This window comes from Pseudomonas sp. SW-3, from assembly GCF_016615645.1.
Classification (GTDB): domain Bacteria; phylum Pseudomonadota; class Gammaproteobacteria; order Pseudomonadales; family Pseudomonadaceae; genus Aquipseudomonas; species Aquipseudomonas mandelii.
On sequence record NZ_CP067098.1, the window covers coordinates 1,562,348 to 1,586,555 of the forward strand.

Genomic DNA, 24,208 nt, shown 5'->3' on the forward strand with positions numbered 1-24,208 from the left:
GCGGGAAAAATAACTGCTCTATGTGCAGCGCGAATGATTGTCCACACACGCCTCCTGCGGGAGCTTGATCATTCCCACGCTCCGCGTGGGAATGCATCCTGTGACGCTTGCGATGGGACGCGGAGCGTCCCGGGCGGCATTCCCACGCAGAGCGTGGGAACGATCATTTGGCGAGGTAAGCACGCCATCCGCCTAAATGGCTGATATTGGCGGCCCCCTCCAGCCCGTACGCTTCACAGATAAACCCGCTCTCCCAACGCCCGTCCGCCAGTTGCACCTTGCCCAACCCCAGCGGCGCCGGAATCGCCGTCAGAAAAGAGCCCAGTTCACTGCTCGGCAAATCCCAAACCTCCACCGCAATCGCCACGCCGCTATCCTTCACCCGCACCATCCCCGGACGAAACGGCGGACCGCCGGCCAACGCATACAGCTGATAATCCGGCGAACTGTAAGTCGTCTCAACCAACCGAGCCCCGCGTCGCTTCAGTTGCCAATTCAACGCCAACCCATCCAGATGCGCGCCACAGACCACCAGTCGTGCGCGATCATGGCGGGCGACAGTCGTCGGTGCAGGCTCAGCCGAGCGGCGCTGCAGGGCATCCGCCACCCCCAACAAATACTGATCGGTAAACGCCCGGCCAAACACGGTCACACCCCAGGGCAAACCATTGCCCATGAAGCCGCTGGGCACGGCGACGGCGGCGTAATCGAGCAGGTTCATGAAGTTGGTGTAGTAACCCAGTTCCGAATTGCGCAGGACCGGTTCGGCGTCCAGTTCCGCCGATGTGACGGGGCGGCCGATGGTGGGCGTAACGACACAATCAAGATTTTCCAGCGCCTTGTCGCACAGCGCCTTCAAGGCTTGCAGCCGATATTGGGCACGGAACGCCTGCACGCCCGTCACCGCCGGCGCCTTGGCCAGCACCGCGCGAATCACCGGCAAAACGGCTTCGGGATTCTGCTCCATCAACTCGCCGGCCACGCTGTAACGCTCGGCCACCCAAGGGCCTTCATAGAGCAAACGCGCCGCTTCGAGGAAAGGCGACAGATCCAGTTCCACGGCTGTACCGCCCAGTGCCTTGAGCCGATCGATGGCATCACCGAACAACAACGGGCCTTCAGGGCAGCCGAAGAATTCCAGGTCCTGCGCACGCGGGACGCCGAAACGGAACGGACGCGGCGTACCGAACGCCGACCCGTCATTCCACAGCGGGTTGCTGCGGCTGTATTCATCTCGCGGATCGAGGTGCGCGGTCAGCGCCAGCAACTGGCTGGCCTCCCGAGCCGTTGCGGTGAACGTCGTCACGCAATCGAGCGTGCGACAGGCTGGCACCACACCCGCCGTGGAGATAAGCCCTTTGGTGGCTTTCAATCCCACCAGATTGTTCAACGCCGCCGGCACACGTCCCGATCCTGCCGTGTCTGTACCCAACGAAAAACTCGCCACGCCCAGCGCCACCGCTAGCGACGAGCCGGCGCTGGAACCGCCCGACGGATACTCCGGCAATACGCTGTTCGGGCACGCGCCATACGGCGAGCGACTACCGTTCAACCCGGTTGCGAACTGATCCAGATTGGTCTTGCCCAGCGGAATCGCGCCCAGCGCCAGCAACTGCTCGACGATGGTCGCCGAGCGTTCCGGCACATAGGCAAACGCCGGGCACGCGGCGGTGGTGGGAATGCCCGCCAGGTCGATGTTGTCCTTGATCGCAAAGGGCACGCCGTACAGCGGCAGGCTGTCGAGGTCGCCACCGTCGAGCGCGGCGAGGTACGGTTCCAGTTCCTCGACACTGAGCAAGTGGATGAACAGGTGATAATCCGGGTTCAGCGCTGCGGCTTTGTCACGCAGACCCAGCAGCAATTGACGGGGCGTGATGTTGCCGACGCGATAAGCGCTACGCAGGGCGTCGAGTTGCAGATTGATATTCATGGCGTCATTCCTTTTTCAAAATGGGTTCAGTCGAGTTCCAGCACCACGACGCGCTGTCCGGCGCGCACCGCCGAACCCGGTTGCACGCGGACCTCGCGCACCACGCCGGCCATGGGCGCGAGCAGCGGAATTTCCATCTTCATCGACTCCAGAATCACCAGCACATCACCGGCGGCGACCCGGCTTCCGGTCTGGACCTGAACCTGCCAAAGGTTGCCGGCGATGTGGCTGTCGACGCTCATTTCATTGCTGGCGAGTGGTGCGTCTTCGGTGGCTTCGGGGGCCGGTTCCTCGCTGTCGAAATGCGCCTGGCCGCTGGCGATCCAGCGCTCGCGTTCGGCGTTGAACGCGCCTTTTTGCTGATCGCGAAACGCCGCGATGGTATCGGCCTCTTTCGTCAGGAAGGCCTGGTAATCCGCGAGGTTCAACTGACTGTGTTCGATGTTCAAATCGAAGCGCCCGAGCGGGAAGTCCCGACGGATGCGCAGCAGTTCCTCGGCGCTCACCGGGTAGAAGCGGATCTGATCGAAAAAGCGTAGCAGCCACGGTTTGCCGTCGAACGCGGCGACTTCGCGATAACGGTTCCACATCTGCAACGTGCGACCGACAAACTGATAACCGCCGGGGCCTTCCATGCCGTACACGCACATGTAGGCGCCACCGATGCCCACCGAGTTTTCCGCCGTCCAGGTGCGCGCGGGGTTGTATTTGGTGGTGACCAGGCGATGGCGCGGGTCGAGCGGGGTGGCGACCGGTGCGCCGAGGTAAACGTCGCCCAGGCCCATCACCAGATAGCTGGCGTCGAACACCGTGCGCTGCACTTCGTCGAGGTTCGGCAGGTCGTTGATGCGACGGATGAACTCCAGATTGCTTGGGCACCACGGGGCGTCTTTGCGCACGGTGGTCATGTATTTTTCGATCGCCAACTGACAGGCCGGGTCGTCCCAGGACAGCGGCAAATGCACGATGCGCGACGGTACTTGCAGGTCCCGGGCGGCGCACACGGCGTCCCATTCACCGGCGACAATGCCGAGCAGGTCGGCCAGCGGCAGTTGTTCGGGTTGGTAGTGGATTTGCAGCGAGCGAATGCCCGGTGTGAGGTCGATGACACCGTGCAGGGTTTTGCTTTCCAGGGCTTGCATGAGGGCGTGGGCGCGGAAGCGCAGGACCAGGTCAAGTTCAGGTGCGCCGATCTCAAGGAGAAGGTGCGTATCCCCCGACAACCTCGCAACCAACCGCGTATCCCCCTGACCCAACTCCAAAACAACAGGCGAAAAAAGTCCTTGTGGGAGCTGGCCTGCCAGCGATGAAGCTGATGCGGTGTCTGGTTGGTCCCCATCGCTGGCAGGCCAGCTCCCACAGGGGGGATTCCATTTCAGGGCCAGGTTGCGGGCGGTTTTGAGATCGACGGGGTGGAACTGAATCTTGTCGCCAGCCTTGAGCTGCCCAAGCTGCCAAAGGTCCGCCTCAATCACCGTCACCGGGCAGACAAACCCGCCCAGGCTCGGACCATCCGGCCCCAAAATCACCGGCATGTCCCCGGTGAAATCCACCGCACCAATGGCATATGGATTGTCATGGATGTTCGATGGATGCAGCCCCGCTTCACCCCCATCGGGCCGAACCCACTCAGGCTTCGGCCCGATCAATCGCACGCCGGTGCGGCTGGAGTTGAAGTGCACTTCCCACTGGGTCGCGAAAAAGGTGCCGATGTAGTGGTCAGTGAAATATTCCGGTGCACCGTGAGGGCCATAGATCACCCGGATCTGCCGCACGGCGGGTAACTCGCTGACGTGGTCCAGTTGTTGACCGACGCGGCTGTCGATCAAGGCAGGCACATGCAACACATCGCCCGCCCGCAACGCACGACCACCATGTCCACCAAACTGTCCGAGGGTGAAGGTGCTTTTGCTGCCCAGATAATCCGGCACTTGCAGGCCACCGCGCAGGCTCAGATAGCTGCGAGCGCCGGCCCCGGCAATCGTGCCGAGGCTCAGCGTAGCGCCCGCTGGAATCAGCAACGCCGTGTTCATCGCGACGGTTTCACCGTTCAACGTCAGCGGGATGACGGCCCCGGTCACCGCCACCACGGCCTCGCAGTTGAAGCGCAGCAACGGCCCGCTCATGGTGATTTCCAGCGCCGCGGCGCCTTCGTCATTACCCAGCAGAAGATTGCCCAGACGCAACGCGCGACTGTCCATCGGCCCCGACGGCGGTACGCCTACCGCCCAATAACCGAGACGGCCGGGATAGTCCTGAACGCTGGTCTGAGTCCCGGCGCTGAGCACTTCAAAGGTGTTGGCCTGATACACCAGGCCTTCCAGGCAACGGGTCCACGGCTGGCCGCTGGCGAACGGCGCATCGAGCAGAATTTGCCGCAGGTAATCGCGGTTGGTTTCCACGCCGTACAGCAGGCTGTCACCCAGCGCCTGATGCAGATCCGCAGCGGCCTCTTCACGGGTCGGCGCCCAGCAGATGACCTTGGCGATCATCGGGTCGAAGTACGGCGGGATCTCGCAACCGGCTTCGATCCAGGTGTCGATGCGCAGGTGTTTGCCGTCGGCAGCAGGGAAGTTCACGGCGGTCAGCAAACCTGGGCTCGGCTGGAAATCACGGCCCGGATCTTCGGCATACAGCCGTGCCTGAATCGCATGGCCGTCGGCTTTCAAGCCTCGGCTCAAATCGCTCAATGGCGGCAAATCACCGGCTGCCAGTTCCACCATCCAGCGCACCAGGTCCACGCCCCACACTTGCTCGGTGACGCCGTGCTCCACCTGCAAACGAGTGTTCACTTCCAAGAAGTAGAAGCGCTGATCTTCGCTGTCGAAGACAAATTCCACGGTGCCGGCGCTGCGGTAATTCACCGCTTTCGCCAGTTTGATCGCCGCCGCGCAGAGTTCTTCAGCCATGCCATCGGGCAAGTTCGGCGCGGGAGTCTCTTCGAGGACTTTTTGATTGCGGCGCTGCACCGAGCAGTCGCGCACGCCGAGGGCAATCACGTCGCCGCGACCGTCGCCGAACACCTGGACTTCCAGGTGGCGGGCGCGCTGGATGTACTTCTCGATGAACACGCCGGCGTCGCTGAAATTGTTCTGGCCGAGGCGTTTGACCGCTTCGAAGGATTCACTCAACTCGGCCGCGCTGCGGCACACGCGCATGCCGATGCCGCCACCGCCTGCCGTGCTTTTGAGCATCACCGGGTAGCCGACCTGGTCGCCGGCAATCAGCGCCGCGTCGAGGCTGTCGAGCAGTTCGGTGCCTTCGAGCATCGGCACGCCGTGTTGCTTGGCCAGGGCGCGCGCGGTGTGTTTGAGGCCGAACACGCGCAGTTGCTCCGGCGTCGGGCCGATGAAAGCGATGTCGGCGGCTTCGCACGCTTCAGCAAACGCAGCGTTTTCCGAGAGAAAACCGTAGCCAGGGTGAATCGCCGTGGCGCCCGAGGCTTTGGCGATGGCAAGGATTTTGTCGACGGCCAGATAGGTGCCGGCGGCGGCGCCTTCCCCGAGGCTGTGGGCTTCATCGGCCTGCAGGATGTGCAGGCTCGCGGCATCCGCTTCGGAGTAAACGGCAACGCCCTTGACCTGCACGTCACGCAGGGTGCGCAGGATGCGGCAGGCAATGGCGCCACGGTTGGCAATCAGGACTTTTTCGAACATGGCATAGACCCCGGAGGGGATGCGGGCCGTCCCGCAGTTTTTCGATGAGCGCCGGGGTCGTCCCCGACGGCAGAATCACTAACCTTGAAAACACCACTGAACCCCTGTGGGAGCGAGGTGTTCTTACTTTTTGAGGCACTGCCCGGAACGGGCCTGGCACAGGGCGAACAACCACCGCCGCAACCGCGCGAATTTCAGTTCCATACCAAAAGCTCCGCAGGGGTCGGGTTGTAGGCGTTGCACGGATTGTTCAGTTGCGGGCAGTTGGAGATCAGCACGATCACGTCCATTTCGGCGCGCAGGTCGACGTATTTGCCCGGTGCCGAGATGCCGTCTTCAAAGGTCAGCCCGCCGTCGGCGGTGACCGGCACGTTCATGAAGAAGTTGATGTTCGGTCCGATGTCGCCTTTGCCCAGTCGCCCGTCATGCACGCAGGCGCGCAGGTAGTTGTCGCGGCAACTGTGCATGTAGCGTTTCTCCAAGGCGTAGCGCACGGTGTTGCTCTCTTGCGCGCAGGCGCCGCCGAGGGTGTCGTGACGCCCGCAGGTGTCGGCGACGATGGTCAGCATCGGTTTGCCGAGGTTGGAATAAAGCACGCTGCCGGTGCTCAGGTAGACGCTGTTCTGCCGGCGCAACGTGCGCTGCACGTCATAACGTTCCTTCGGGTTGGCCACGCTGTAGAACAAGGTGTCGACGGCCTGATTACCTTCCAGGTCGAGGATGCGCAGGGTCTGGCCGGCCTTGACCTCCATCAGCCACGGTTCGCCGGCCGGGATGGTGGCGCGGTAGACCGCGGTTTCAGGCGACTGTTGAGCGGTAGCGATTGCAAGTGACATGGCAGCGATCCTCAGGCGAACAAACGGTCGGTGTTGATGAAGCCGCGCTCGTTTTCCGGGCGCGAGGTGCGGCAATGTTCGGCGACGCTGGCGTCGGCGTTCATCCAGCTGAGCTTCAGGGGTTTGGGTGCGTAGTCCGGCGACGGGTCCATCGGATGCTGCAACGCGGTGAGTACCACCAGGGTGTCCATCGGCGCGTACAACTCGATGTAATCGCCGGCCTTCGAGTTGCCTTCGACAAAGTGGAAACGCCCGGCTTCATCGACGTTGACGCGGCTGAACAGGTTGAGGGTCATCAACAGATCCGACAGGCCCAATCCCCACTTGCCCAGTTCCACCAACAGGTTGTCGGTGCCGTTGCGGAAAAAGCCGTTGCGCAGTTCCTGATAACGCCCGGCGCCGTATTTTTCCGCGACTTCTTCAGCGCAGAGCACGCCGCCGAGGCTGTCGCTCCAGCCACAGGTGTCGGCGGTGATCGCGGCGAGCACGCGGCCCATGTCCGAGTAGAGGCAATGGCCGCGGGTGAGCTTGGCGGTGTGTTGGCATTTGAGGCTGTCGGGCAGGTTCAGGCGTTCGGTTTTTTCATTGGCATTGAGCAGCGTCAGGCTGACGTTGGCGCCGCCCCGCAGGTCGGTCAGGCGCAGCAACTGGCCGCGTTTCAACACGAACGAACGATGGCCGCCGCCAGGGAGCATTTCTTCGGCGAAGGGCGGGAACAGTTGGGGCGAATCAGTCATTTCAAAATTCCTCTAAGCGATACGAAGCGTGCCCGCCAGCGCAGCCGGCAAGGCATCGACGGCGGCGCGGTTGACGCGGCGGTCGCTGTTCAAAGGGATGTCGTAAGTGATGCGCGCGCCATAGGCACCGGGGGCGTGCGGGTCGACGCGGACCTTGTCGAACACCAGCAAACGAGTGCCGAGGCTGAAACCTTCGGACAGGTCATGGGTGACCATGAACACCGTCAGTTGCGTCTCGCGCCACAGCTCCAGCAGCAAGGCGTGCATGTCTTTGCGGATGCCCGGATCGAGCGCGCCGAACGGTTCGTCGAGCAGCAACACGCGGGGTTTCATGATCAGCGCCTGGGCGATGGCCAGCCGTTGTTGCATGCCGCCGGACAGCTGCGCCGGGTACTTGTCCAGCGAATGGCCGAGGCCGACCTTGTGCAGCAGCACCGAGGCCTGTTCGCGGGCGTCTTTTTTTGCACTGCCGAACAAGCGCCCGAGCACGGGCGAGCGCGGCAGTTCGAGGCCGAGGGCGACGTTATCGAGCACGGTCAGGTGCGGGAACACCGAGTAACGCTGGAACACCACGCCACGGCTGGAATCCGGTTCGCCGGCCAGGGCCAGACCGTCCAGCAGAATCTCGCCGCGACTGGCGCGTTCCTGGCCGAGCAACAGGCGCAGGAAGGTCGACTTGCCGCAACCCGACGCGCCGACCAAGGTGCAGAATTCACCTTCGTTGACGTTCAGGTTCAGGCCTTCGAGCACGACTTGATCGGCGTATTGCTGCCAGACGTTTTTTACCGTGATGAAGCTCATGCGCGGGCTCCTTCATACCAAGGGAACGCGCGTTGGGTCAGGCGTTTGAGGCCCCAATCCATCAACCAGGCGAGCAGGGTGATCCACACCACGTAAGGCAGAATCACGTCCATCGCCAGGTAGCGGCGCACCAGAAAAATCCGATAGCCGAGGCCGTCGGTGGAGGCGATGGCTTCGGCGGCGATCAGAAAAAGCCACGCCGAGCCGAGCATCAAGCGCAGCGAGATCAGCAGACGCGGCAACAGTTGTGGCAGCACCACGCGCAGCATCAATGTCCAGGTCGACGCGCCGAGGGTCTGGGCCTTGATCAGCAACTCGACCGGAATTTCCCGGGCGCGCTGTTCCAGATCACGGGCCAGGCACGGGGTGATGCCGATCACGATCAGCATCACTTTCGACAATTCCCCCAGCCCGAAGACGATGAACAGAATCGGCAGGATTGCCAGTGGCGGCACCATCGACAACACCGTCAGCAACGGCGACAACGGCGCGCCGAACAGCGGCAACGTTCCGGCGGCGATGCCCAGGCACAGCCCGGCCAGCGCACTGATGCCGAGGCCGATGGCCAGGCGGCGCAGGCTGGACGCGGTGTCTTGCCACAACAGGTATTCACCGGTGCGGGTGTCGGCAGTGAACGCCAGGCGTTTCACCGCGTCGGTCATCTGCACGGCGCTCGGCAATAGCTTGTCATTGGGGTTATCCGTCAGCCGCTCGGCCGAGCCCATGAAGTAGGCGAACAGCACCAGGGCGAACGGCAGGATCACCAACAGCAGACGACTCGGGCGATCCGGGTGGCGATTGATCAGGCGCATGGCCAGTCCTCCGGTTTACAGCTTGGCGTCAGCGGCCATCTGCACGTAGGTCGGGTCGAAGCGCAGCTTGAGGTTGGTCTTGTCGCCGCTGGTCACGCCATTGGCGAAGGCCATGCCGACGGCGCTGGTGTCTTTGGCGCCTTCACCCAGCAAGCCGTGCTGGAACGAAAACTCGGCGACCTTGCGCATGGTTTCCGGCAATTGCTTGCTGGTGGAGAAGTCCAGGGCTTCCTTGGGCGTGGCGAACAATTTGGTGGTGTCGAGTTGCGACTGGAAACCGGCCAGGTCGGTGCCCGAAGCTTTGGCCATGTGTTCGAGTGCGACCTTGCTGGCGCCGCTTTTCGCGTTCATCAACGCGACCACTTCGAACCAGGCGCCAGTCAGGGCTTTGCCCAGGGCCGGGTTGTCTTTGAGGGTGGCGCTGTTGACCACCATCATGTCCATGATTTCGCCGGGGATCTGGCTGGAGTTGAAGACTTCGGTCACCCCGGGCTTGGCCTTGATGTCCGACAGCATCGGGTTCCAGGTGGTGACGGCGTTGACCTGATCGGTGTTGAAGGCGGCCGAGATATCGGCGTCCGAGGTGTTGACCACTTTCAGGTCTTTCTCGGTGAGGTCGACCGAATCCAGCGCCCGGGCCAGCAGGTAGTGCGACACCGACAGTTCGACCAGATTGACGTCCATGCCCTTGAGGTCGGCGACCTTCTTGCCATCGCCCTTGAGCACGATGCCATCGTTGCCGTTGGAGAAGTCGCTGACGATCAGCGCGGTGCTGTCGACGCCACCGGCCGCCGGAATGGTCAGCGCGTCCATGTTGGTCATGGTGCAACCGTCGAACTGGCCGGCGGTGTACTGGTTGATGGATTCGACGTAGTCATTGAGCTGCACCACATCGATTTTGATGCCGTACTTCTTCGCCCATTTGTCGACGATGCCTTGGCTGCCGGCGTATTCCCAGGGCATCCAGCCGGCGTAGATGGTCCAGCAGACGCTGAAGTGGTCTTTTTGAGCGGCGTGGGACGGGAGGCTCACGAGGGCTGCGAAGGCAGCGGCGAGCAGGGCGGGTAAACGAAGCTTGAGCATGGGTGGTTCTCCAGTTGATCAAGGGCGGGCAGGAGTCAACGCGGCACCGCGAACGGTGGCTTGTCTCCCGGGCTTTTGTCCCGCCGTGTAACCTCAACTGGAGGTCGCCAACTCTCGGACCAGCCACTCGCCTTAGCGAGCCGGAACCCTAGTCAGCCATTGCAAATTGTGGTGCCGCGAACCTTGTGATGACTCTTGCACGGGTTTGCTAAAGCGAGAGCCGTGCCAAGTTGGCCTGAGGGCTCTAGGGTAGGGGATTGCGCGATGAGCGCTTGGGGCAGGCGAGGCGGTGTTGCCTTGTGATGGTGCGCGGGTGCACCGCTATGGGACGTTCGTGTCCGCTGATCTGAAGGTCCGCACCCTTCGGCACTCGCCCCGGCATTGCCAGTCAAATGGGTGTCAGCCGGCCTGTTGCGGCTGTGGGTCTTTCAGGAGGCCGCCATGTTTCGTCGACTGTTGTTCGGTATGGTTCTCGGTCTTGGGCTATCCGGCTGCTATTACTACGCCGGTGGTTACGATGTGTATTCCGCGCCTTATTACTACCCCGGCTATTCTCCCTATTCCTACTATTACGGCCCACGTTATTACTACGGCCCGCGTTTCTATGGGGGCTATCGCTACTACTATTGGGGCGGGCACGGGCCACGTCATTACGGCGGTGGATACCGCGGTGGCCACCATTAATCAGCGGGTGAATAGATGAAAAACCTTTCATCGGCTACTTGTTTCAATCTGTTTCAGGAACGCACCAGATTTGGAAAACGATGTCTGATCTTTCGACAGTCACCGAATAATTGACTGTCGCCTGCCAGCGTCGCTGGTATGGCTCACTCGCGGTCCAGGAGGCCGCCATGCTCTGTCGAAAACAGCTCCACCGAATTCTTCTGATTGCAGTATTGGGATTGTCTCTTGGTGCGTGCGTGCCCTATTCCGATGGAGGAGGCAGCTACTACCGTTCCGATGTCTATACCTCGCCAGCGCCCACCTATTATTCCGGTGGCGGACCTTACTATTCAGGTGGCGGCGGTTACTACACGCAGCCGCGCCGCTATTACGCGCCACCGGCGCGGTATTACCAGCCAACGCCGCGGTATTACCACCAGCCGCGGGTTTATCAACCGGCGCCTCGTTATTACCAGTCGCAACGGGGCGACTACCGGGCCCATGGTTGGGACGGCCGTAACCGCGGCGGTTGGAGCAACGATAACCGTGGCCATGGCGGACGCAACAATCACGGCGGACGAGGCGACCATAACGGTCGCGGCGATCACGATGGCCGGGGCGGCCGTCGTTAACCTCATCAACTAAACGCAATACCTGTGGGAGCGAGCCTGCTCGCGAAGGTGGTAGGTCAGGCGACATCAATGTCGACTGACACGCCCCCTTCGCGAGCAGGCTCGCTCCCACATTTTTTAGTATTCCGACAGATCGGCCAACGGATGCCGACCTTCCCAGACTTTATGAAAGTGCGCCTCTACCACCGCATCCGGCACGTTATTGATGTCAGGCCAGTGCCAGTGCGGCTTCTGGTCCTTATCAATCAACCGCGCCCGAACCCCCTCGCTGAACTCCGGATGACGGCAGCAGTTGAGGCTGATCGTGTATTCCATCTGAAAGACCTGCGCCAATGACATGTGCCGGGCGCGGGCGATCTGTTCCCACACCAGATGAGCGGTCAGGGGCGAACCTTCGGTCATGGTCTTCGCCGCTCGACTTAACAGTAGATCCGAATGATCGCGCAGAGCGCTGATGGCTTTCCAGGCGCAGCGCACATCGCTGATATCCAACAGTTCATCGATTTGTTGGCGTCGAGGCAACCACTGCGCGGCGGGCATTTGCGCGACGGCTTCCTGCTGCAAGGCCTTGAGCAGACTGTTGAGCTGCATTGGCGTCTGTTCCTGCCAATTCAATTGCAGCAAGCCTTCGATCAGCTCTTCTTGCTGTTCATCGAGCAGGAAACGGTCGGCGAGGCCCAGGTCGATCGCATCACGACCGTTCATGTGTGCACCGGTCAGCCCCAGAAACAGCCCGAGCTTGCCGGGCAGGCGTGACAGAAACCAACTGGCGCCAACGTCCGGATACAGACCGATACTGATCTCCGGCATCGCCAGGCGGCTGCTCGGCGTGACAATCCGGATGCTTGCGCCTTGCAGCAACCCCATGCCACCGCCCAGCACATAACCATGGCCCCAGCAGATCAGCGGTTTGGGGTAGGTATGCAGATTGAAGTCCAGGCGATATTCCGCAGCAAAGAAGTGCGCGGCCAACGGCGGCACTTCACCGGGGTGAGCGCGGCAGGCTTCGACCAGACTGCGCACTTCGCCGCCGGCGCAAAAAGCCTTGGCGCCGTTACCGCGCAGCAGAACGCAGACGATTTGCGGATCCTTGGCCCACGCGTCCATCTGATCGCGCAGGGCATTGATCATCGGCAAGGAGAGGGCGTTGAGCGACTTTTCGGCATCCAGGCTGGCGATGCCGATGCGCGCACCGTCGGTGCCGGTGAGTTCTTCGAAGTGCAGATTCATCGTGACCTCGATAGTGAAATTGAGCGTTCAGTATGATCGCTGTACAGGAAAGTGCCGGATCTGCGTCAGATCAATTGACAAGTGTGGTGGGCTTTCCTAGGGTTCGCCCCATTGTTTTTGCCGGATGTAACCATGACTGCTGATGACCGTATCAAACTCGAACCGGGCTGGAAGGAGGCACTACGTGCCGAATTCGACCAGCCCTACATGGCAGAGTTGCGTAATTTCCTGCAGCAGGAGCGCGCGGCGGGCAAGGAGATTTATCCTCCGGGCCCAATGATTTTCAACGCCCTTAACTCCACGCCGCTGGACAAGGTCAAGGTCGTCATCCTCGGTCAGGACCCGTATCACGGCCCGGGACAGGCCCACGGGCTGTGCTTCTCGGTGCAACCGGGTGTGCCGGCGCCACCGTCGCTGGTAAACATCTATAAAGAGTTGAAACGCGACCTGAACATCGACATCCCCAACCACGGCTATCTGCAGAGCTGGGCTGATCAAGGCGTGTTGATGCTCAACACCACGATGACGGTCGAGCGCGCCAACGCCAATGCGCACAAGGACAAGGGCTGGCAGTTTTTCACGGATCGAATTATTGAAGTGGTCAGTCAACAGCAACCACATCTGGTGTTCATGCTGTGGGGCGCGCATGCCCAGAGCAAACAGAAACTCATCGATGCCACCAAGCACCTGGTGCTGACGTCGGTGCACCCGTCACCGCTGTCCGCTTATCGCGGTTTTCTCGGGTGCGGGCATTTCAGCCGGACCAACAAGTTTCTTGAACAGAATGGCGAAACGCCGATTGAGTGGCGGTTGCCGCCAGTCTAAAAAAGCTTCGCGGGCAAGCCTCGCTCCTACAGGTCCTGCGCGAATCTGTAGGAGCGAGGCTTGCCCGCGAAGAAGGCGACTCGGTCCTCAGTCTGACTCAGGCTCGCGATTCCAATACCTGAACAACGGCTCCGCCAGAAACAACACAAACAACAACCGCATCACCTGCATCGCCGTCACCAGCGGGACGGACAGTTGCAAGGTCTCCGCCGTCAGGCTCATCTCCGCAATGCCGCCAGGCATCATGCCCAGCGTCAGCGAACGCAGATCCAGATGCGTCAGCGCACTCAAGCCCAGTGCCGCCGCCGTAGCGATCAGCATGGTCAAAATCGTGCCGACCAAGGTCCGTCCCATAAAAGAGGGCGCCCGGCGGAAAAACTGCCGATTGAAATGACAGCCCAGGCCGCTGCCGATCAGCCATTGGCCGATCTGGCTCCCGCCATGGGGCAAGCCGATGTGCAAATCCCAACCGATGCTCACCGTTGCACTGACCAGCAACGGCCCGAACAGCCACGGATTGGGTTGACGAAGACGTTCCCAGAGCCAGGCCGCCAAGGCGCCCGCCGGGAAAAGAAGCGCCAGCCACCACCAATTGACGGCGGAGGGATGAAAAATCGGTGTGCCGCTGCCCAGCAAATACTTGAAGGCTGCCGGCACGCAAAGCACGACGACCAGCACTCGCAGACTTTGCCCCGCCGCGACGCGACTGAGCACCGCGCCATTGCGCGCGCCGAGGTTGACCATCTCCCCGGAGCCACCCGGCATGCTGGAAAAGAACGCGGTAGCGCGATCCTCCCCGGTGCGCCGCATCAACCAGACCCCGACCACGGCGGACAGGCTGGTGATCAACGCACCGAAGAAAATCAGGCCGAAGTGACTCAACACCTGCTCCATCACCACTGGGGTGAAATGCAGGCCGATGCCGATCCCGACGATCCATTGGCCGCACTTGCGGCCACCAGGGATTTCCGCCAATTGCCAGGGTGTCAGGCAGCGCACCAGGATGATCGCCAGCAACGAGCCAACCATCCACGGCAGCGGCCAGCCGACCAGACTGGCCAGGTAACCGCCCAGCGCGCCGACCAACGGCGTACCCCACCAGGCGTTGAAAGGTGGTCGATCAGACATCGGCGATGGCGCGTTGAGCAGCCGAACGTTTACGCCAGATCCGCAGCAGTGGCATCAGCAGCATGATCGCGGTCAGTACCCAGACACCGAAAGTGATCGGGCTCGACCAGAGGATCTCCAGCGCACCGTTGGAGATCGACAGCGCACGGCGCAGGTTTTGCTCCATCAAGCCACCGAGGATGAAGCCCAGCAGCACGGGCGACAACGGGAAGTCCAGCTTGCGCAGGATGTAACCGAAGATGCCGATGCCGATCATCAGGAACAGGTCGAAGGTGGTGGCGTGCACCGCGTAGACGCCGATCCCGGTAATGATCGCGATCACCGGCACCAGCGCCCAGTTCGGCACGGCGAGGATGCGGGTGAAGATGCGGATCATCGGGATATTGAGGATCACCAGCATGACGTTGGCGACGAACAACGAGGCGATCAGGCCCCAGACGATGTCAGGTTGTTGCTGGAACAACAGCGGGCCGGGCGTGATGTTGTACAGCGACAGCGCGCCGATCATCACTGCTGTGGTCCCCGAACCTGGAACGCCGAGGGTCAGCATGGGCACCAGCGCACCGCAGGCTGCACCGCCGATGGCGGTTTCCGGGGCGGCGAGGCCGCGCATGTCACCTTGGCCGAAGGTGCCCTTGGCGCCGGCGATACGCTTCTCGGTCATGTAGGCCACGGCGCTGGCGAGGGTCGCGCCCGCACCCGGCAACACGCCCATGATGAAACCCAGCAAGCCGCAACGGATGTTCACCATGAACACCGCCGAAGCTTCCTTGACGTTGAACATCATTCGGCCGGTCGCTTTCACCGCTTCCTGACCGCGATGGGTCTTCTCCAGCAGCAGGAGGATTTCGCTGATGGAGAACAGGCCCAGCACCAGCACCACGAACTGAATGCCGTCAGTCAGATGGATGTTGTCTCCAGTGAAACGGTACACGCCGCTGTTGGCATCGATCCCGACGCACGACAGAAACAGACCGATGAGCGCGGCAATGAACGTTTTCAGCGGACGATCACCGGCCATGCCGCCGAGACAGACAATCGCAAACACCATCAGCACGAAATATTCTGCCGGACCGAAGGCAATCGCCCATTTCGCCAGCAACGGCGCGAACAGCACCATGCCGCACGTGGCGATGAACGCACCGATGAACGAACTCCATGCCGACAACGACAGGGCCACACCGGCCATGCCTTTGCGTGCCATCGGATAACCGTCGAGGGTGGTCATGACAGTGGACGCTTCGCCCGGAATGTTCAGCAGGATCGAGCTGATCCGGCCGCCGTATTCGCAGCCCAGGTAAACCGCCGCCAACAGGATCAAAGCCGACTCCGGTGGCAGGCCCAGGGCGAACGCGATCGGGATCAACAACGCCACGCCATTGATCGGACCCAGGCCGGGCAACAGGCCGACCACGGTGCCGATCAGGGTGCCGCAGAGTGCGGTCACCAGGTTATACGGGGTCAGCGCGACGCCGAAGCCCTGACCCAAATAGCCAAGAGTATCCATATCAGTTCTCCAGAACGTCGAGTACGCCCAAAGGCAGTGGCACGTCCATCAGCTTGTCGAACAGCAGGTAAAGACCGATGGCCATCAGGCTGATGATCACCGCGCTCGGTAGCCAGCGGCCGCCGTACAGGCGAGCCATGGGGACGCCGATCAGGATGCTGGCGACGATGAAACCCAGGGGTTCGAAGGTGCCGGCGAACACCAGCAACAGCACTACACAGATGCCGATCTTGATCAGCGTTTCGCGGTCCAGTTTCGGGTCATCGTCGCTGTGGATGATCGGCGTCGGCCGAAACACCATGTACAGCAGGCCGAGCCCCATCAAACCGAGCATCAGTAGCGGAAACGCGCGAGGGCCCACCGGTTCGTAGGAAAAAGCCGCCTGGTACGGCCAGGCCATCAGTGCCAGGCCAACACAGGCCAGCAACAGCACCGAAGCAAAAATGCGTTGTAAGAGCATGGGAAACTCCTGTGCCACGGCCCCGCAAATCGGGGCCGCAGCCGCTAGACAGAGGCGATCACTGGATCAGGCCGAACTCTTTGGCCAGCACTTTGTAGTCCGCAACCTGCTTCTTCACGTAGGTGTCCAGTTCCGGGCCGGTCATGGCGAACGGGAAGAGTTCACGCTGATCGCGCAGCTTGGCGAAGTCTTCGGACGCCAGCAGTTTGTCGAAGGCGTCTTTCCACCAGGCGTAGTCTTCGTCGCTGACCTTAGGCCCGAGGTAGAAACCGCGAACCACTGGCCAGACGATGTCGTAGCCTTGCTCCTTGGCGGTCGGGATGTCTTTCATTTCCGGCTCGTCCAGGCGCTTCTCGGAGAACACGGCGAGCAAGCGCATGTCACCGCTCTGGATGTGCGGCATGGAGTCGGAGATGTCGGTGCTGCCGACCTGGATGTGGCCGCCGAGCAGGGCGGTGGCGATTTCACCGCCGCCTTCAAGGGCGACGTAACGCAGGTCACGCGGGTTGATCCCGGCAGCCTTCGCAATCAACGCCGTTTGCATCCAGTCCTGGCTGCCGACGGTGCCGCCGGAGCCGATCACCACTTTGCTTGGATCTTTCTTCAGTGCTTGCACGAGATCGTCGAGGGTCTTGTAAGGCGAATCGCTTTTTACTGCGATGGCGCCATAGCTGGTGCCGACGGCGGCGAGCCAGCGAACGTTGGTTTCATCGAAACGACCGAACTTGCCTTGGGCCAGGTTCAGCAGAGAACCGCTGGACCACGCCACCAGCGTGCCGGCGTCGGCCGGACGTTGAGCAACTACCGCGTTGTACGCCACCGCGCCGACACCGCCGGGCATGTAGGTCACGCGCATCGGTTTGGTCAGCAGTTTTTCGTTCACCAGCGCGCTTTGCGCCAGTTTGCAGGTCAGGTCGAAACCGCCGCCTGGCGAGGCCGGGGCGATGCATTCAGGGCGTTTTGGCTCGGCCATCAGTTGGCCGGCGAACAGCATGCAGCTGGCGGCGAGGGCGAAACGGCGCAGTGATCGATTCATTGTTGTCTCCACGGGAGTTTTTGTTTTTGGGGATGTTTCAGGTGCGGCGGATTCGCGTCGTGCAGCCGGTAGGAGCGCTGACAAACGTGAACGAGAGGGATTGAAAAAACGGGTGGGACGGGCAAACCTGAAGCTGTCTGGCCAGCATGGTGCAGTACCTCGTTATTGTTCTTATTGGCGAAAACGCATCGAGGCGTTTTTCGGGAGCTACATTTCAAAGCACGATCGGGTGGCCTGCAGTCGAAACCATCCGTGGGGCGACTCTAACGGGCTAACCTTTCGCTAACCTTTCAGTTGGCTTTCACAGTTTTCGGGCTTCACAGCGGCGGATGCGGCTGTAAACTCCGCGCCAAAGAATGGCGTCGACCATCCCTGAACGAGGTAACAATCCATGCGTGTCCTGCTCGTCGAAGACCATCTGCAGCTCGCCGAAAGTGTCGCCCAGGCGCTCAAGAGCACCGGGTTGACCGTGGATGTGCTGCACGACGGCGTGGCGGCCGACCTGGCCTTGAGCAGCGAGGAATACGCGGTGGCGATCCTCGATGTCGGTCTGCCGCGCATGGATGGTTTCGAAGTGCTGGCGCGCCTGCGGGCCCGGGGCAAGAACCTCCCGGTGCTGATGCTGACCGCGCGCAGCGACGTCAAGGACCGGGTGCACGGGCTCAACCTGGGCGCCGACGATTACCTGGCCAAACCTTTTGAACTGACCGAACTCGAGGCCCGGGTCAAAGCCTTGTTGCGGCGCAGCGTGCTGGGCGGTGAGCGTCAGCAGCGCTGCGGCGTCCTGGCCTATGACCTGGACACTCGGCGCTTCACCCTCGGTGAAGAATTGCTGACCCTGACTTCTCGCGAGCAGGCGGTCCTCGAGGCATTGATCGCCCGGCCCGGTCGGGTGATGAGCAAAGAGCAACTGGCCGCTCAGGTGTTTGGCCTCGATGAAGAAGCGAGCCCGGATGCCATCGAAATCTACGTCCACCGCCTGCGCAAGAAACTGGATGGCCAACCGGTCGCTATCGTGACCTTCCGCGGCCTCGGCTATTTGCTGGAAAGCCGCGATGCATAAGCCCAGCAGCCTGCGCTGGCGGTTGTTGTGGAACCTGGCGCTGTTGTTGGTGGTGTTAATGTTGGCCAGTGGTTTGAGCGCGTACTGGAATGGCCGCGAAGCCGCCGACACGGCTTATGACCGGACCCTGCTGGCGTCGGCGCGGACCATCGCCGCCGGTGTGTCCCAGCGCGATGGCAGCCTCAGCGCCGACGTGCCCTACGTGGCCCTCGATACCTTCGCCTACGACAGCGCCGGGCGGATTTTTTACCTGGTCAACGACATCAATCAGAAACTGATTTCCGGTTACGAAAACCTCCCGCCGCCGCCCCCGGGAACGCCGCGTACCGATGACTATCCGGCGCTGGCGAGCTTCTATAACGCTAAATACCGAGGTCAGAACGTGCGCGTGGTGAGCCTGCTCAAGCCGGTGAGCGAGCCGAACATGAACGGCATGGCGGAAATCCGCGTGGCAGAAACCGACGAGGCGCGGGTCGCGATGGCTCGCAGTCTGGCGGCGGACACGTTGCTGCGTTTGGGCATGTTGGCCATCGGCGCGTTGCTGATGGTGTGGTTTGCGGTCAGCGCGGCGTTGCGTCCGCTGGAGCGCTTGCGCACGGCGGTGGAAGAGCGTCAGTCGGATGATTTGCGGCCGTTGCCGCTGGTGGAAGTGCAGCATGAGTTGTGGCCGCTGGTGCGCGCGCTCAACCACTTTACCGAGCGACTGCGCGGGCAGTTCGAGCGGCAGGCGCAGTTTATTGCCGATGCCGCCCATGAACTGCGCACGCCGTTGGCGGCGCTCAAGGCGCGACTTGAACTGGGCCTGCGTTCAAACGAACCGCAAACCTGGCGCAGCACCCTGGAAACCGCTGCCCAAGGCACGGATCGCCTGACTCACCTGGCCAATCAATTGCTTTCTCTGGCGCGGGTAGAGAACGGGGCCCGGGCGATTGCCGAGGGCGGCGCGCAGTTGTTGGACCTGAGTCAGTTGGCGCGCGAACTGGGCATGGCCATGGCGCCGTTGGCCCATGCCCGCGGCGTCGCCCTGGCGCTGGAGGCTGACGAGCCAGTGTGGCTGCGCGGCGAACCGACGTTGCTGAATGAACTGCTGAGCAACCTGGTGGACAACGCCCTCGCTCACACGCCGCCGGGGGGCAATGTGATTCTGCGGGTCACGGCGCCGGCGGTGCTGGAGGTCGAGGATGACGGGCCGGGAATTCCCGTTGATGAGCGGGATCGGGTGTTCGAGCGCTTTTACCGGCGCAACCAGCAAGTGGCCGGGTCCGGATTAGGGTTGGCGATTGTCGGTGAGATTTGTCGCGCGCACCTGGCACAGATCAGCCTGCACGATGGTGAGTCGGCGGGGTTGAAGGTGCGGGTGAGTTTTATTGCGGGGGAGTGAACATGTTACCTGTGGCGAGAGGGCAAGCCCCCTCGCCACAAAGATCAGTAAAACATCGACCGCGACTCTTCCAGATCCCTGCACATCGCCTCATTCTCCGGGTCGATCCCCAGTTTCTTGAACGCCGGCACGCTGAACGCATCGATACGGGCCAGCGGGTGGTCGGTGTCCTTGTGGCAATACAGGCTGGCCACCTGAACCAGATCGACATAATCGACCCGCTCGGACTGGCGTTTGAAGTCCAGGTACAACCCCGGCAACTGCACCAGCATTTCCGGGAATTCCCAGACCCTGAGCAGTTTGTCGCCGATCAAGGGATGAATGCGATCGATGACATGGTTGAGGCTGACCGCATCAGACAGCAATTCGTAGTGGTCTTCGGCGTAGGTCAGGATAGGCAGTACGCCAATCTGATGCACCAGCCCGCCAAGGGCTGCCTGATCTGGTTTGAGTTGTGTGTAACTGCGGCACAGCGCGTAGCTGACGCCGGCGATTTCCAGGCTTTTACGCCAGACATCGCGCATTTTCTGCGCCACCACTTCAGAGCGGGCGTGGAAAATTTGCTCCATCACCAAGCCGATCGCCAGATTACTGCTGTAGTTGACGCCCAACCGCGTGATCGCCGTGTGCAGGTCAGTCACTTCCTGGGTCGCGCGCAGCAGCGGGCTATTGACCACTTTGATCAGACGCGCCGACAACGCCGTGTCACGGCCGATCACTTTACTCAGGGTGCTGACACTGACTTCCGGGTCTTCAGCGGCCTTGCGAATCTGCAGGGCCACTTCCGGTAACGTTGGCAGAACCAGGTCATCGTTATCGATGGCCTCAACCAAATCCTGTTGGACCTTATCCGCCAGCTCGCTCATTTCTTTTCTCTAGGGTGTTACAACAAGTGCTGCGGTTAACGCTGGATTTCGCGATCGCGATCCAGTTGATAAGGCAGGTCGAGCAGGTGCAGGGCCGGCCCTTCGAGGGTGCCCAGATGAATGTCACCACCTTCTGCTGCTTCGGCTTGCAGCACGGCCAGGAGTTCAATGTTTTGTCCGGCGCTGGCGGCCAGCACCACTTCGCCGATAGAACTGCCGTGTGACGGGGAAAACAGTGGCGTACCAGGCTCGGGCAATTCGCTGGCATCCAACGTCAAGCGATACAAGCGACGCTTGAGTTTGCCCAGGTACTGCATGCGCGCGACGATTTCCTGGCCGGTGTAGCAACCCTTTTTGAAACTCACGCCACCGACGGCTTGCAGGTTGAGCATCTGCGGGATGAACAGCTCGCGGGTGCTCGGCATGACCTGGCCGATCCCTGCGCGGATCTGGCCCAGCAGCCATTGATTCAGAGTGCCTTCGGACAGCAGGGCGGACAGCTTGCTTTTGATGAGGTCGGCCTGATCGGCGGCGACCCACAGTTCGGCGCGGTCCGGCGAGACACGAATGGCGATCAGACTTTCATGACGCACGACGCTGTCGGTGTCTGCTGGCAACTCAAGACCCAGGCTGCTCAGTGCAGCATCGCCATGATCGAGTCCGAAGCGGACCCAGGCGGCGCTTTCATCGGTCAGTTTGGATTTGGAGAACACGGCGTACTTTTTCAGGTCCGCCAGCTGCGGCTCAAGCAGCTCGCTGGCCATCGCCAGCAGCACGCCGTCACCTTCCAGCACGATGCGGAAACTCGATTGCATCCGGCCTTTCTGCGTGCAGCGTGCGCCGAGGCTGGCCTGGGTATCGCTCAGGTAATTGAGGTTGCAGGTCAATTGGCCTTGCAGGAATTTGCTGGCGTCCGCACCGCGGACTGCAAGAACGCCTTCATGGGACAGGGTGCAGAAAAAAGCAGAATCGGCCATGGGTCATCGCAGGGTAAAGAGTCTGGGGGACATCATAAGGGGGCGCTCTCGAAATGGGTAGTTCACAAAGGTCGATGGCGCCCGACCAAAGCCGAGTGTTCGACCGGGGCCGGGGCTGTATACTTGCCGCCTATTTGAGGAGCGCTCCATGGTCGAAGATGTTGAACTGAATCGCCTCTACTGGCACAGCCGCCGCGGCATGCTTGAGCTTGACGTGTTGCTGGTGCCGTTCGTTAAGGAGGTCTACCCGCACCTCAACAAGGAAGATCGCGAGTGCTACCGCAAGCTGCTTGAATGCGAAGACCAGGACATGTTCGGCTGGTTCATGGAGCGCGCTGAATCGGAAGATCCGGAGCTTCAGCGCATGGTTCGCATGATCCTGGATCGTGTCCAGCCCAAGTAATGCGTTCGAATGCCGCTGGCATGCCTCACGGCAGTTGCTGGCGGCGTATCTTATGGCCCAGCTGTTCGCGCTGGGTTCTTTGTTTCTGCTCTCCATACCGCTCTGGGCCAGTCTGCTCGGCATGACGCTGTGTGTGGTTCACGGAATCTGGCTGCTGCCACGCCTGATTTTGCTGACGCATCCACAGGCATTTCGCGGTTTGCGGCGCGATGCCGACGGCTGGCAGTTGTGGAATCAGGCCTCAGGTTGGCAGCCCGTGCAGCTAAGGCCGGACAGCCTGGCGTTACCGCTGATGGTGGTGCTGCGTTTTCGACTGCGAGGCGAGCGGCGAGTCAGATCAATCTGCGTTCCCCACGACTCGCAGGCGGCGGATGTGCACCGGCGCCTGCGGGTCAGGCTTACATTCAGTCGACGTAGGTGGGCGGCACCAGAATAGTGTCCAGCGCAACGGGTAGCATGTTCGGGTAGTCGAGGGTGTAATGCAGGCCGCGACTTTCCTTGCGCTCCATGGCTGACCGAATCATCAGCTCCGCCACCTGGGCCAGGTTGCGCAACTCGATCAAATCGCGACTGACCTTATAGTTGCTGTAGAACTCGTCGATCTCGTCCAGCAACAGCCGCACGCGGTGCTGCGCGCGTTGCAAGCGCTTGTTGGTGCGCACGATGCCTACGTAGTCCCACATGAATCGCCGCAGTTCATCCCAGTTGTGCGCAATGATCACGTCTTCGTCGGAGTCGGTGACCTGACTGGCATCCCAGACGGGCAGGGCGATCGGAACCGACACCTGCGGCAGCTGTTCCAGAATGTCCGCCGCGGCCGAACGGGCATAGACAAAACATTCCAGCAGCGAGTTGCTGGCCATGCGGTTGGCACCGTGCAGGCCGGTGAAACTGGTTTCGCCAATGGCATACAGCCCCGGCACGTCGGTGCGACCGTGCTGATCGACCATCACACCGCCGCACGTGTAGTGCGCCGCCGGAACCACCGGGATCGGTTGTTTGGTGATGTCGATGGAAAACTCGAGGCAGCGTTCATACACCGTCGGGAAGTGAGTCTTGATGAACGCTTCGGGCTTGTGGCTGATGTCCAGATAGACGCAGTCGACACCCAGGCGCTTCATCTCATGGTCGATGGCACGGGCGACGATGTCCCGGGGCGCGAGTTCGGCACGCGGGTCGAAACGCTGCATGAAGCGTTCGCCGTTGGGCAGCTTCAGGTGTGCGCCTTCGCCGCGCAGGGCTTCAGTGATCAGGAAACTCTTGGCTTGCGGGTGATAAAGGCAGGTCGGGTGGAACTGGTTGAACTCCAGGTTGGCCACCCGGCAGCCGGAACGCCATGCCATGGCAATGCCATCGCCACAGGCACCGTCCGGATTACTGGTATAGAGGTAGACCTTCGCCGCTCCGCCGGATGCCAGGATGACGAATCGTGCACCGTACGTGTCGACTTCGCCGGTGCTGCGATTCAGCACGTAAGCACCCAGGCAGCGATCGCCTTCCAGGCCCAGGCGTTTTTCGGTGATCAGGTCGATGGCGACCCGCTGTTCCATCAGTTCGATATTCGGTCTGAGTCTGGCCTGGGCGAGCAGGGTTTTGAAGATCGCCGCGCCCGTGGCATCGGCCGCATGAATAATGCGCCGATGGCTGTGACCGCCTTCCCGGGTCAGGTGAAACTCGAATCCACCGTCTTCAGTGCCGGATTGTTCATCGCGGGTAAACGGTACGCCTTGATCGATCAGCCACTGGATGGCTTCTTTACTGTGCTCGACGGTAAAGCGCACGGCGTCTTCGTGGCAGAGGCCACCGCCGGCATTGAGGGTGTCATCGACGTGGGATTCGACAGTATCGGTGTCGTCCAGAACGGCAGCAACGCCGCCCTGGGCCCAGAAAGTCGAGCCGTTGGCGAGGTCGCCTTTACTCAGTACGGCAATGCGCAAATGACCGGGTAAGGTCAGCGCAAGGCTCAAACCGGCAGCGCCGCTGCCAATGACCAGAACATCGTGTTGAAACTGTTGGCTCATTTCAGGATTCCGCTCAAAGCGACCCGGGTCGGGGTTGGTGCAAGACTCGTGGAACGGCGAGTCAAGGCAGCCACACAGCCCACTAGTATATAGAGGGGGGGAGCGGCACAATACCCGAGCGCATATGGCATTGTGAAACTACTGTGACGGAAAATACCTGA

Annotated in this window: 22 protein-coding genes and 1 riboswitch; of the genes, 7 read left to right on the forward strand and 15 right to left on the reverse strand. The window is 61.5% G+C overall.

Translation table 11 applies throughout. The features are described from left to right. Positions 1 to 163: 163 nt before the first annotated feature. The 7 genes from atzF to JIO00_RS07025 all read right to left on the reverse strand — a co-directional run bounded on the left by atzF (position 164) and on the right by JIO00_RS07025 (position 9,855). Positions 164 to 1,930 carry an allophanate hydrolase gene (atzF, locus tag JIO00_RS06995; RefSeq protein ID WP_200667870.1) on the reverse strand — a complete coding sequence of 589 codons (1,767 nt, stop codon included), beginning with the start codon at positions 1,928 to 1,930 and terminating at the stop codon, positions 164 to 166. 26 nt (positions 1,931 to 1,956) lie between these two features. Beyond that, positions 1,957 to 5,586, reverse strand: coding sequence for an urea carboxylase (gene uca / locus JIO00_RS07000; protein ID WP_200667871.1), 3,630 nt, complete (start codon positions 5,584 to 5,586; stop codon positions 1,957 to 1,959). A 194-nt stretch (positions 5,587 to 5,780) separates the two neighbouring features. Continuing rightward, positions 5,781 to 6,422, reverse strand: a complete 642-nt coding sequence (locus JIO00_RS07005) for an urea amidolyase associated protein UAAP2 (protein WP_077749606.1) — start codon at positions 6,420 to 6,422, stop codon at positions 5,781 to 5,783. Positions 6,423 to 6,433: 11 nt separating this feature from the next. Next, the gene (locus JIO00_RS07010) at positions 6,434 to 7,159 is read right to left on the reverse strand and encodes an urea amidolyase associated protein UAAP1 (RefSeq protein WP_200667872.1); all 726 of its coding nucleotides are present in this window, start codon (positions 7,157 to 7,159) and stop codon (positions 6,434 to 6,436) included. A gap of 12 nt (positions 7,160 to 7,171) precedes the next feature. After that, entirely contained in the window at positions 7,172 to 7,960 is a 789-nt protein-coding gene (locus JIO00_RS07015) for an ABC transporter ATP-binding protein (RefSeq protein WP_200667873.1), read from the reverse strand. Beyond that, the gene (locus JIO00_RS07020; protein WP_077749608.1) at positions 7,957 to 8,772 is read right to left on the reverse strand and encodes an ABC transporter permease; all 816 of its coding nucleotides are present in this window, start codon (positions 8,770 to 8,772) and stop codon (positions 7,957 to 7,959) included. The genes JIO00_RS07015 and JIO00_RS07020 overlap by 4 nt, the downstream gene beginning before the upstream one ends. A 15-nt stretch (positions 8,773 to 8,787) precedes the next feature. After that, complete coding sequence (locus JIO00_RS07025) at positions 8,788 to 9,855, reverse strand: putative urea ABC transporter substrate-binding protein (protein WP_083374832.1); 1,068 nt, start codon at positions 9,853 to 9,855, stop codon at positions 8,788 to 8,790. 62 nt (positions 9,856 to 9,917) lie between these two features. Then, positions 9,918 to 10,018, reverse strand: a riboswitch (guanidine-I (ykkC/yxkD leader). Between the two features lie 278 nt (positions 10,019 to 10,296). On the opposite strand from JIO00_RS07025, the gene JIO00_RS07030 reads away from it, so the two are divergent. Beyond that, a complete protein-coding gene (locus JIO00_RS07030; protein ID WP_083374831.1) occupies positions 10,297 to 10,539 on the forward strand; it encodes a hypothetical protein in 243 nt (80 codons plus the stop codon). Between the two features lie 167 nt (positions 10,540 to 10,706). Then, on the forward strand, positions 10,707 to 11,150 hold the full coding sequence (locus tag JIO00_RS07035; protein ID WP_083374830.1) for a hypothetical protein: 444 nt from the start codon (positions 10,707 to 10,709) through the stop codon (positions 11,148 to 11,150). Between the two features lie 117 nt (positions 11,151 to 11,267). Here the strand turns inward: JIO00_RS07035 and JIO00_RS07040 are convergent, their stop codons facing one another. Then, positions 11,268 to 12,380 (reverse strand): enoyl-CoA hydratase/isomerase family protein, encoded by a 1,113-nt coding sequence (locus JIO00_RS07040; RefSeq protein WP_010462294.1) that lies wholly within the window; start codon positions 12,378 to 12,380, stop codon positions 11,268 to 11,270. A 132-nt stretch (positions 12,381 to 12,512) separates the two neighbouring features. Here JIO00_RS07040 and ung point away from each other — a divergent pair, with 132 nt between their 5' ends. Further along, on the forward strand, positions 12,513 to 13,205 hold the full coding sequence (gene ung / locus JIO00_RS07045; protein WP_010462292.1) for a uracil-DNA glycosylase: 693 nt from the start codon (positions 12,513 to 12,515) through the stop codon (positions 13,203 to 13,205). Between the two features lie 87 nt (positions 13,206 to 13,292). Here ung and JIO00_RS07050 read toward each other — a convergent pair whose 3' ends face one another. From JIO00_RS07050 to JIO00_RS07065, 4 genes are read right to left on the reverse strand one after another with little or no spacing between them, the layout of a single operon-like run. Beyond that, on the reverse strand, positions 13,293 to 14,333 hold the full coding sequence (locus tag JIO00_RS07050; RefSeq protein ID WP_083374829.1) for an AbrB family transcriptional regulator: 1,041 nt from the start codon (positions 14,331 to 14,333) through the stop codon (positions 13,293 to 13,295). Then, positions 14,326 to 15,840 (reverse strand): tripartite tricarboxylate transporter permease, encoded by a 1,515-nt coding sequence (locus JIO00_RS07055; protein WP_083374828.1) that lies wholly within the window; start codon positions 15,838 to 15,840, stop codon positions 14,326 to 14,328. Before JIO00_RS07055 ends, JIO00_RS07050 begins: the two co-directional genes overlap by 8 nt. A gap of 1 nt (position 15,841) precedes the next feature. Next, entirely contained in the window at positions 15,842 to 16,300 is a 459-nt protein-coding gene (locus JIO00_RS07060) for a tripartite tricarboxylate transporter TctB family protein (RefSeq protein WP_010462287.1), read from the reverse strand. Between the two features lie 58 nt (positions 16,301 to 16,358). Then, positions 16,359 to 17,336 carry a Bug family tripartite tricarboxylate transporter substrate binding protein gene (locus JIO00_RS07065; protein ID WP_010462285.1) on the reverse strand — a complete coding sequence of 326 codons (978 nt, stop codon included), beginning with the start codon at positions 17,334 to 17,336 and terminating at the stop codon, positions 16,359 to 16,361. A 391-nt stretch (positions 17,337 to 17,727) separates the two neighbouring features. On the opposite strand from JIO00_RS07065, the gene JIO00_RS07070 reads away from it, so the two are divergent. Both JIO00_RS07070 and JIO00_RS07075 read left to right on the forward strand, forming a co-directional pair. Beyond that, positions 17,728 to 18,399 carry a response regulator gene (locus tag JIO00_RS07070; protein WP_007898613.1) on the forward strand — a complete coding sequence of 224 codons (672 nt, stop codon included), beginning with the start codon at positions 17,728 to 17,730 and terminating at the stop codon, positions 18,397 to 18,399. Beyond that, the gene (locus tag JIO00_RS07075; RefSeq protein ID WP_010462282.1) at positions 18,392 to 19,780 is read left to right on the forward strand and encodes a sensor histidine kinase; all 1,389 of its coding nucleotides are present in this window, start codon (positions 18,392 to 18,394) and stop codon (positions 19,778 to 19,780) included. Before JIO00_RS07070 ends, JIO00_RS07075 begins: the two co-directional genes overlap by 8 nt. 44 nt (positions 19,781 to 19,824) lie before the next feature. Here JIO00_RS07075 and JIO00_RS07080 read toward each other — a convergent pair whose 3' ends face one another. Together JIO00_RS07080 and ygfZ are read right to left on the reverse strand one after the other, a co-directional pair. Then, positions 19,825 to 20,646 carry an HDOD domain-containing protein gene (locus JIO00_RS07080; RefSeq protein WP_010462279.1) on the reverse strand — a complete coding sequence of 274 codons (822 nt, stop codon included), beginning with the start codon at positions 20,644 to 20,646 and terminating at the stop codon, positions 19,825 to 19,827. Between the two features lie 35 nt (positions 20,647 to 20,681). Beyond that, on the reverse strand, positions 20,682 to 21,623 hold the full coding sequence (ygfZ, locus tag JIO00_RS07085; RefSeq protein WP_010462277.1) for a CAF17-like 4Fe-4S cluster assembly/insertion protein YgfZ: 942 nt from the start codon (positions 21,621 to 21,623) through the stop codon (positions 20,682 to 20,684). Between the two features lie 148 nt (positions 21,624 to 21,771). Between ygfZ and JIO00_RS07090 the strand changes: the two genes are divergently transcribed. Together JIO00_RS07090 and JIO00_RS07095 are read left to right on the forward strand one after the other, a co-directional pair. Further along, positions 21,772 to 22,026: an FAD assembly factor SdhE gene (locus JIO00_RS07090; RefSeq protein ID WP_145307395.1), complete on the forward strand. Its 255-nt coding sequence runs from the start codon at positions 21,772 to 21,774 to the stop codon at positions 22,024 to 22,026. Continuing rightward, a complete protein-coding gene (locus tag JIO00_RS07095; RefSeq protein ID WP_081853964.1) occupies positions 22,010 to 22,462 on the forward strand; it encodes a protein YgfX in 453 nt (150 codons plus the stop codon). Before JIO00_RS07090 ends, JIO00_RS07095 begins: the two co-directional genes overlap by 17 nt. On the opposite strand, the gene nadB is transcribed toward JIO00_RS07095, so the two are convergent. Continuing rightward, positions 22,431 to 24,047 (reverse strand): L-aspartate oxidase, encoded by a 1,617-nt coding sequence (gene nadB / locus JIO00_RS07100; protein WP_010462271.1) that lies wholly within the window; start codon positions 24,045 to 24,047, stop codon positions 22,431 to 22,433. The genes JIO00_RS07095 and nadB overlap by 32 nt on opposite strands. Positions 24,048 to 24,208: the final 161 nt, after the last annotated feature.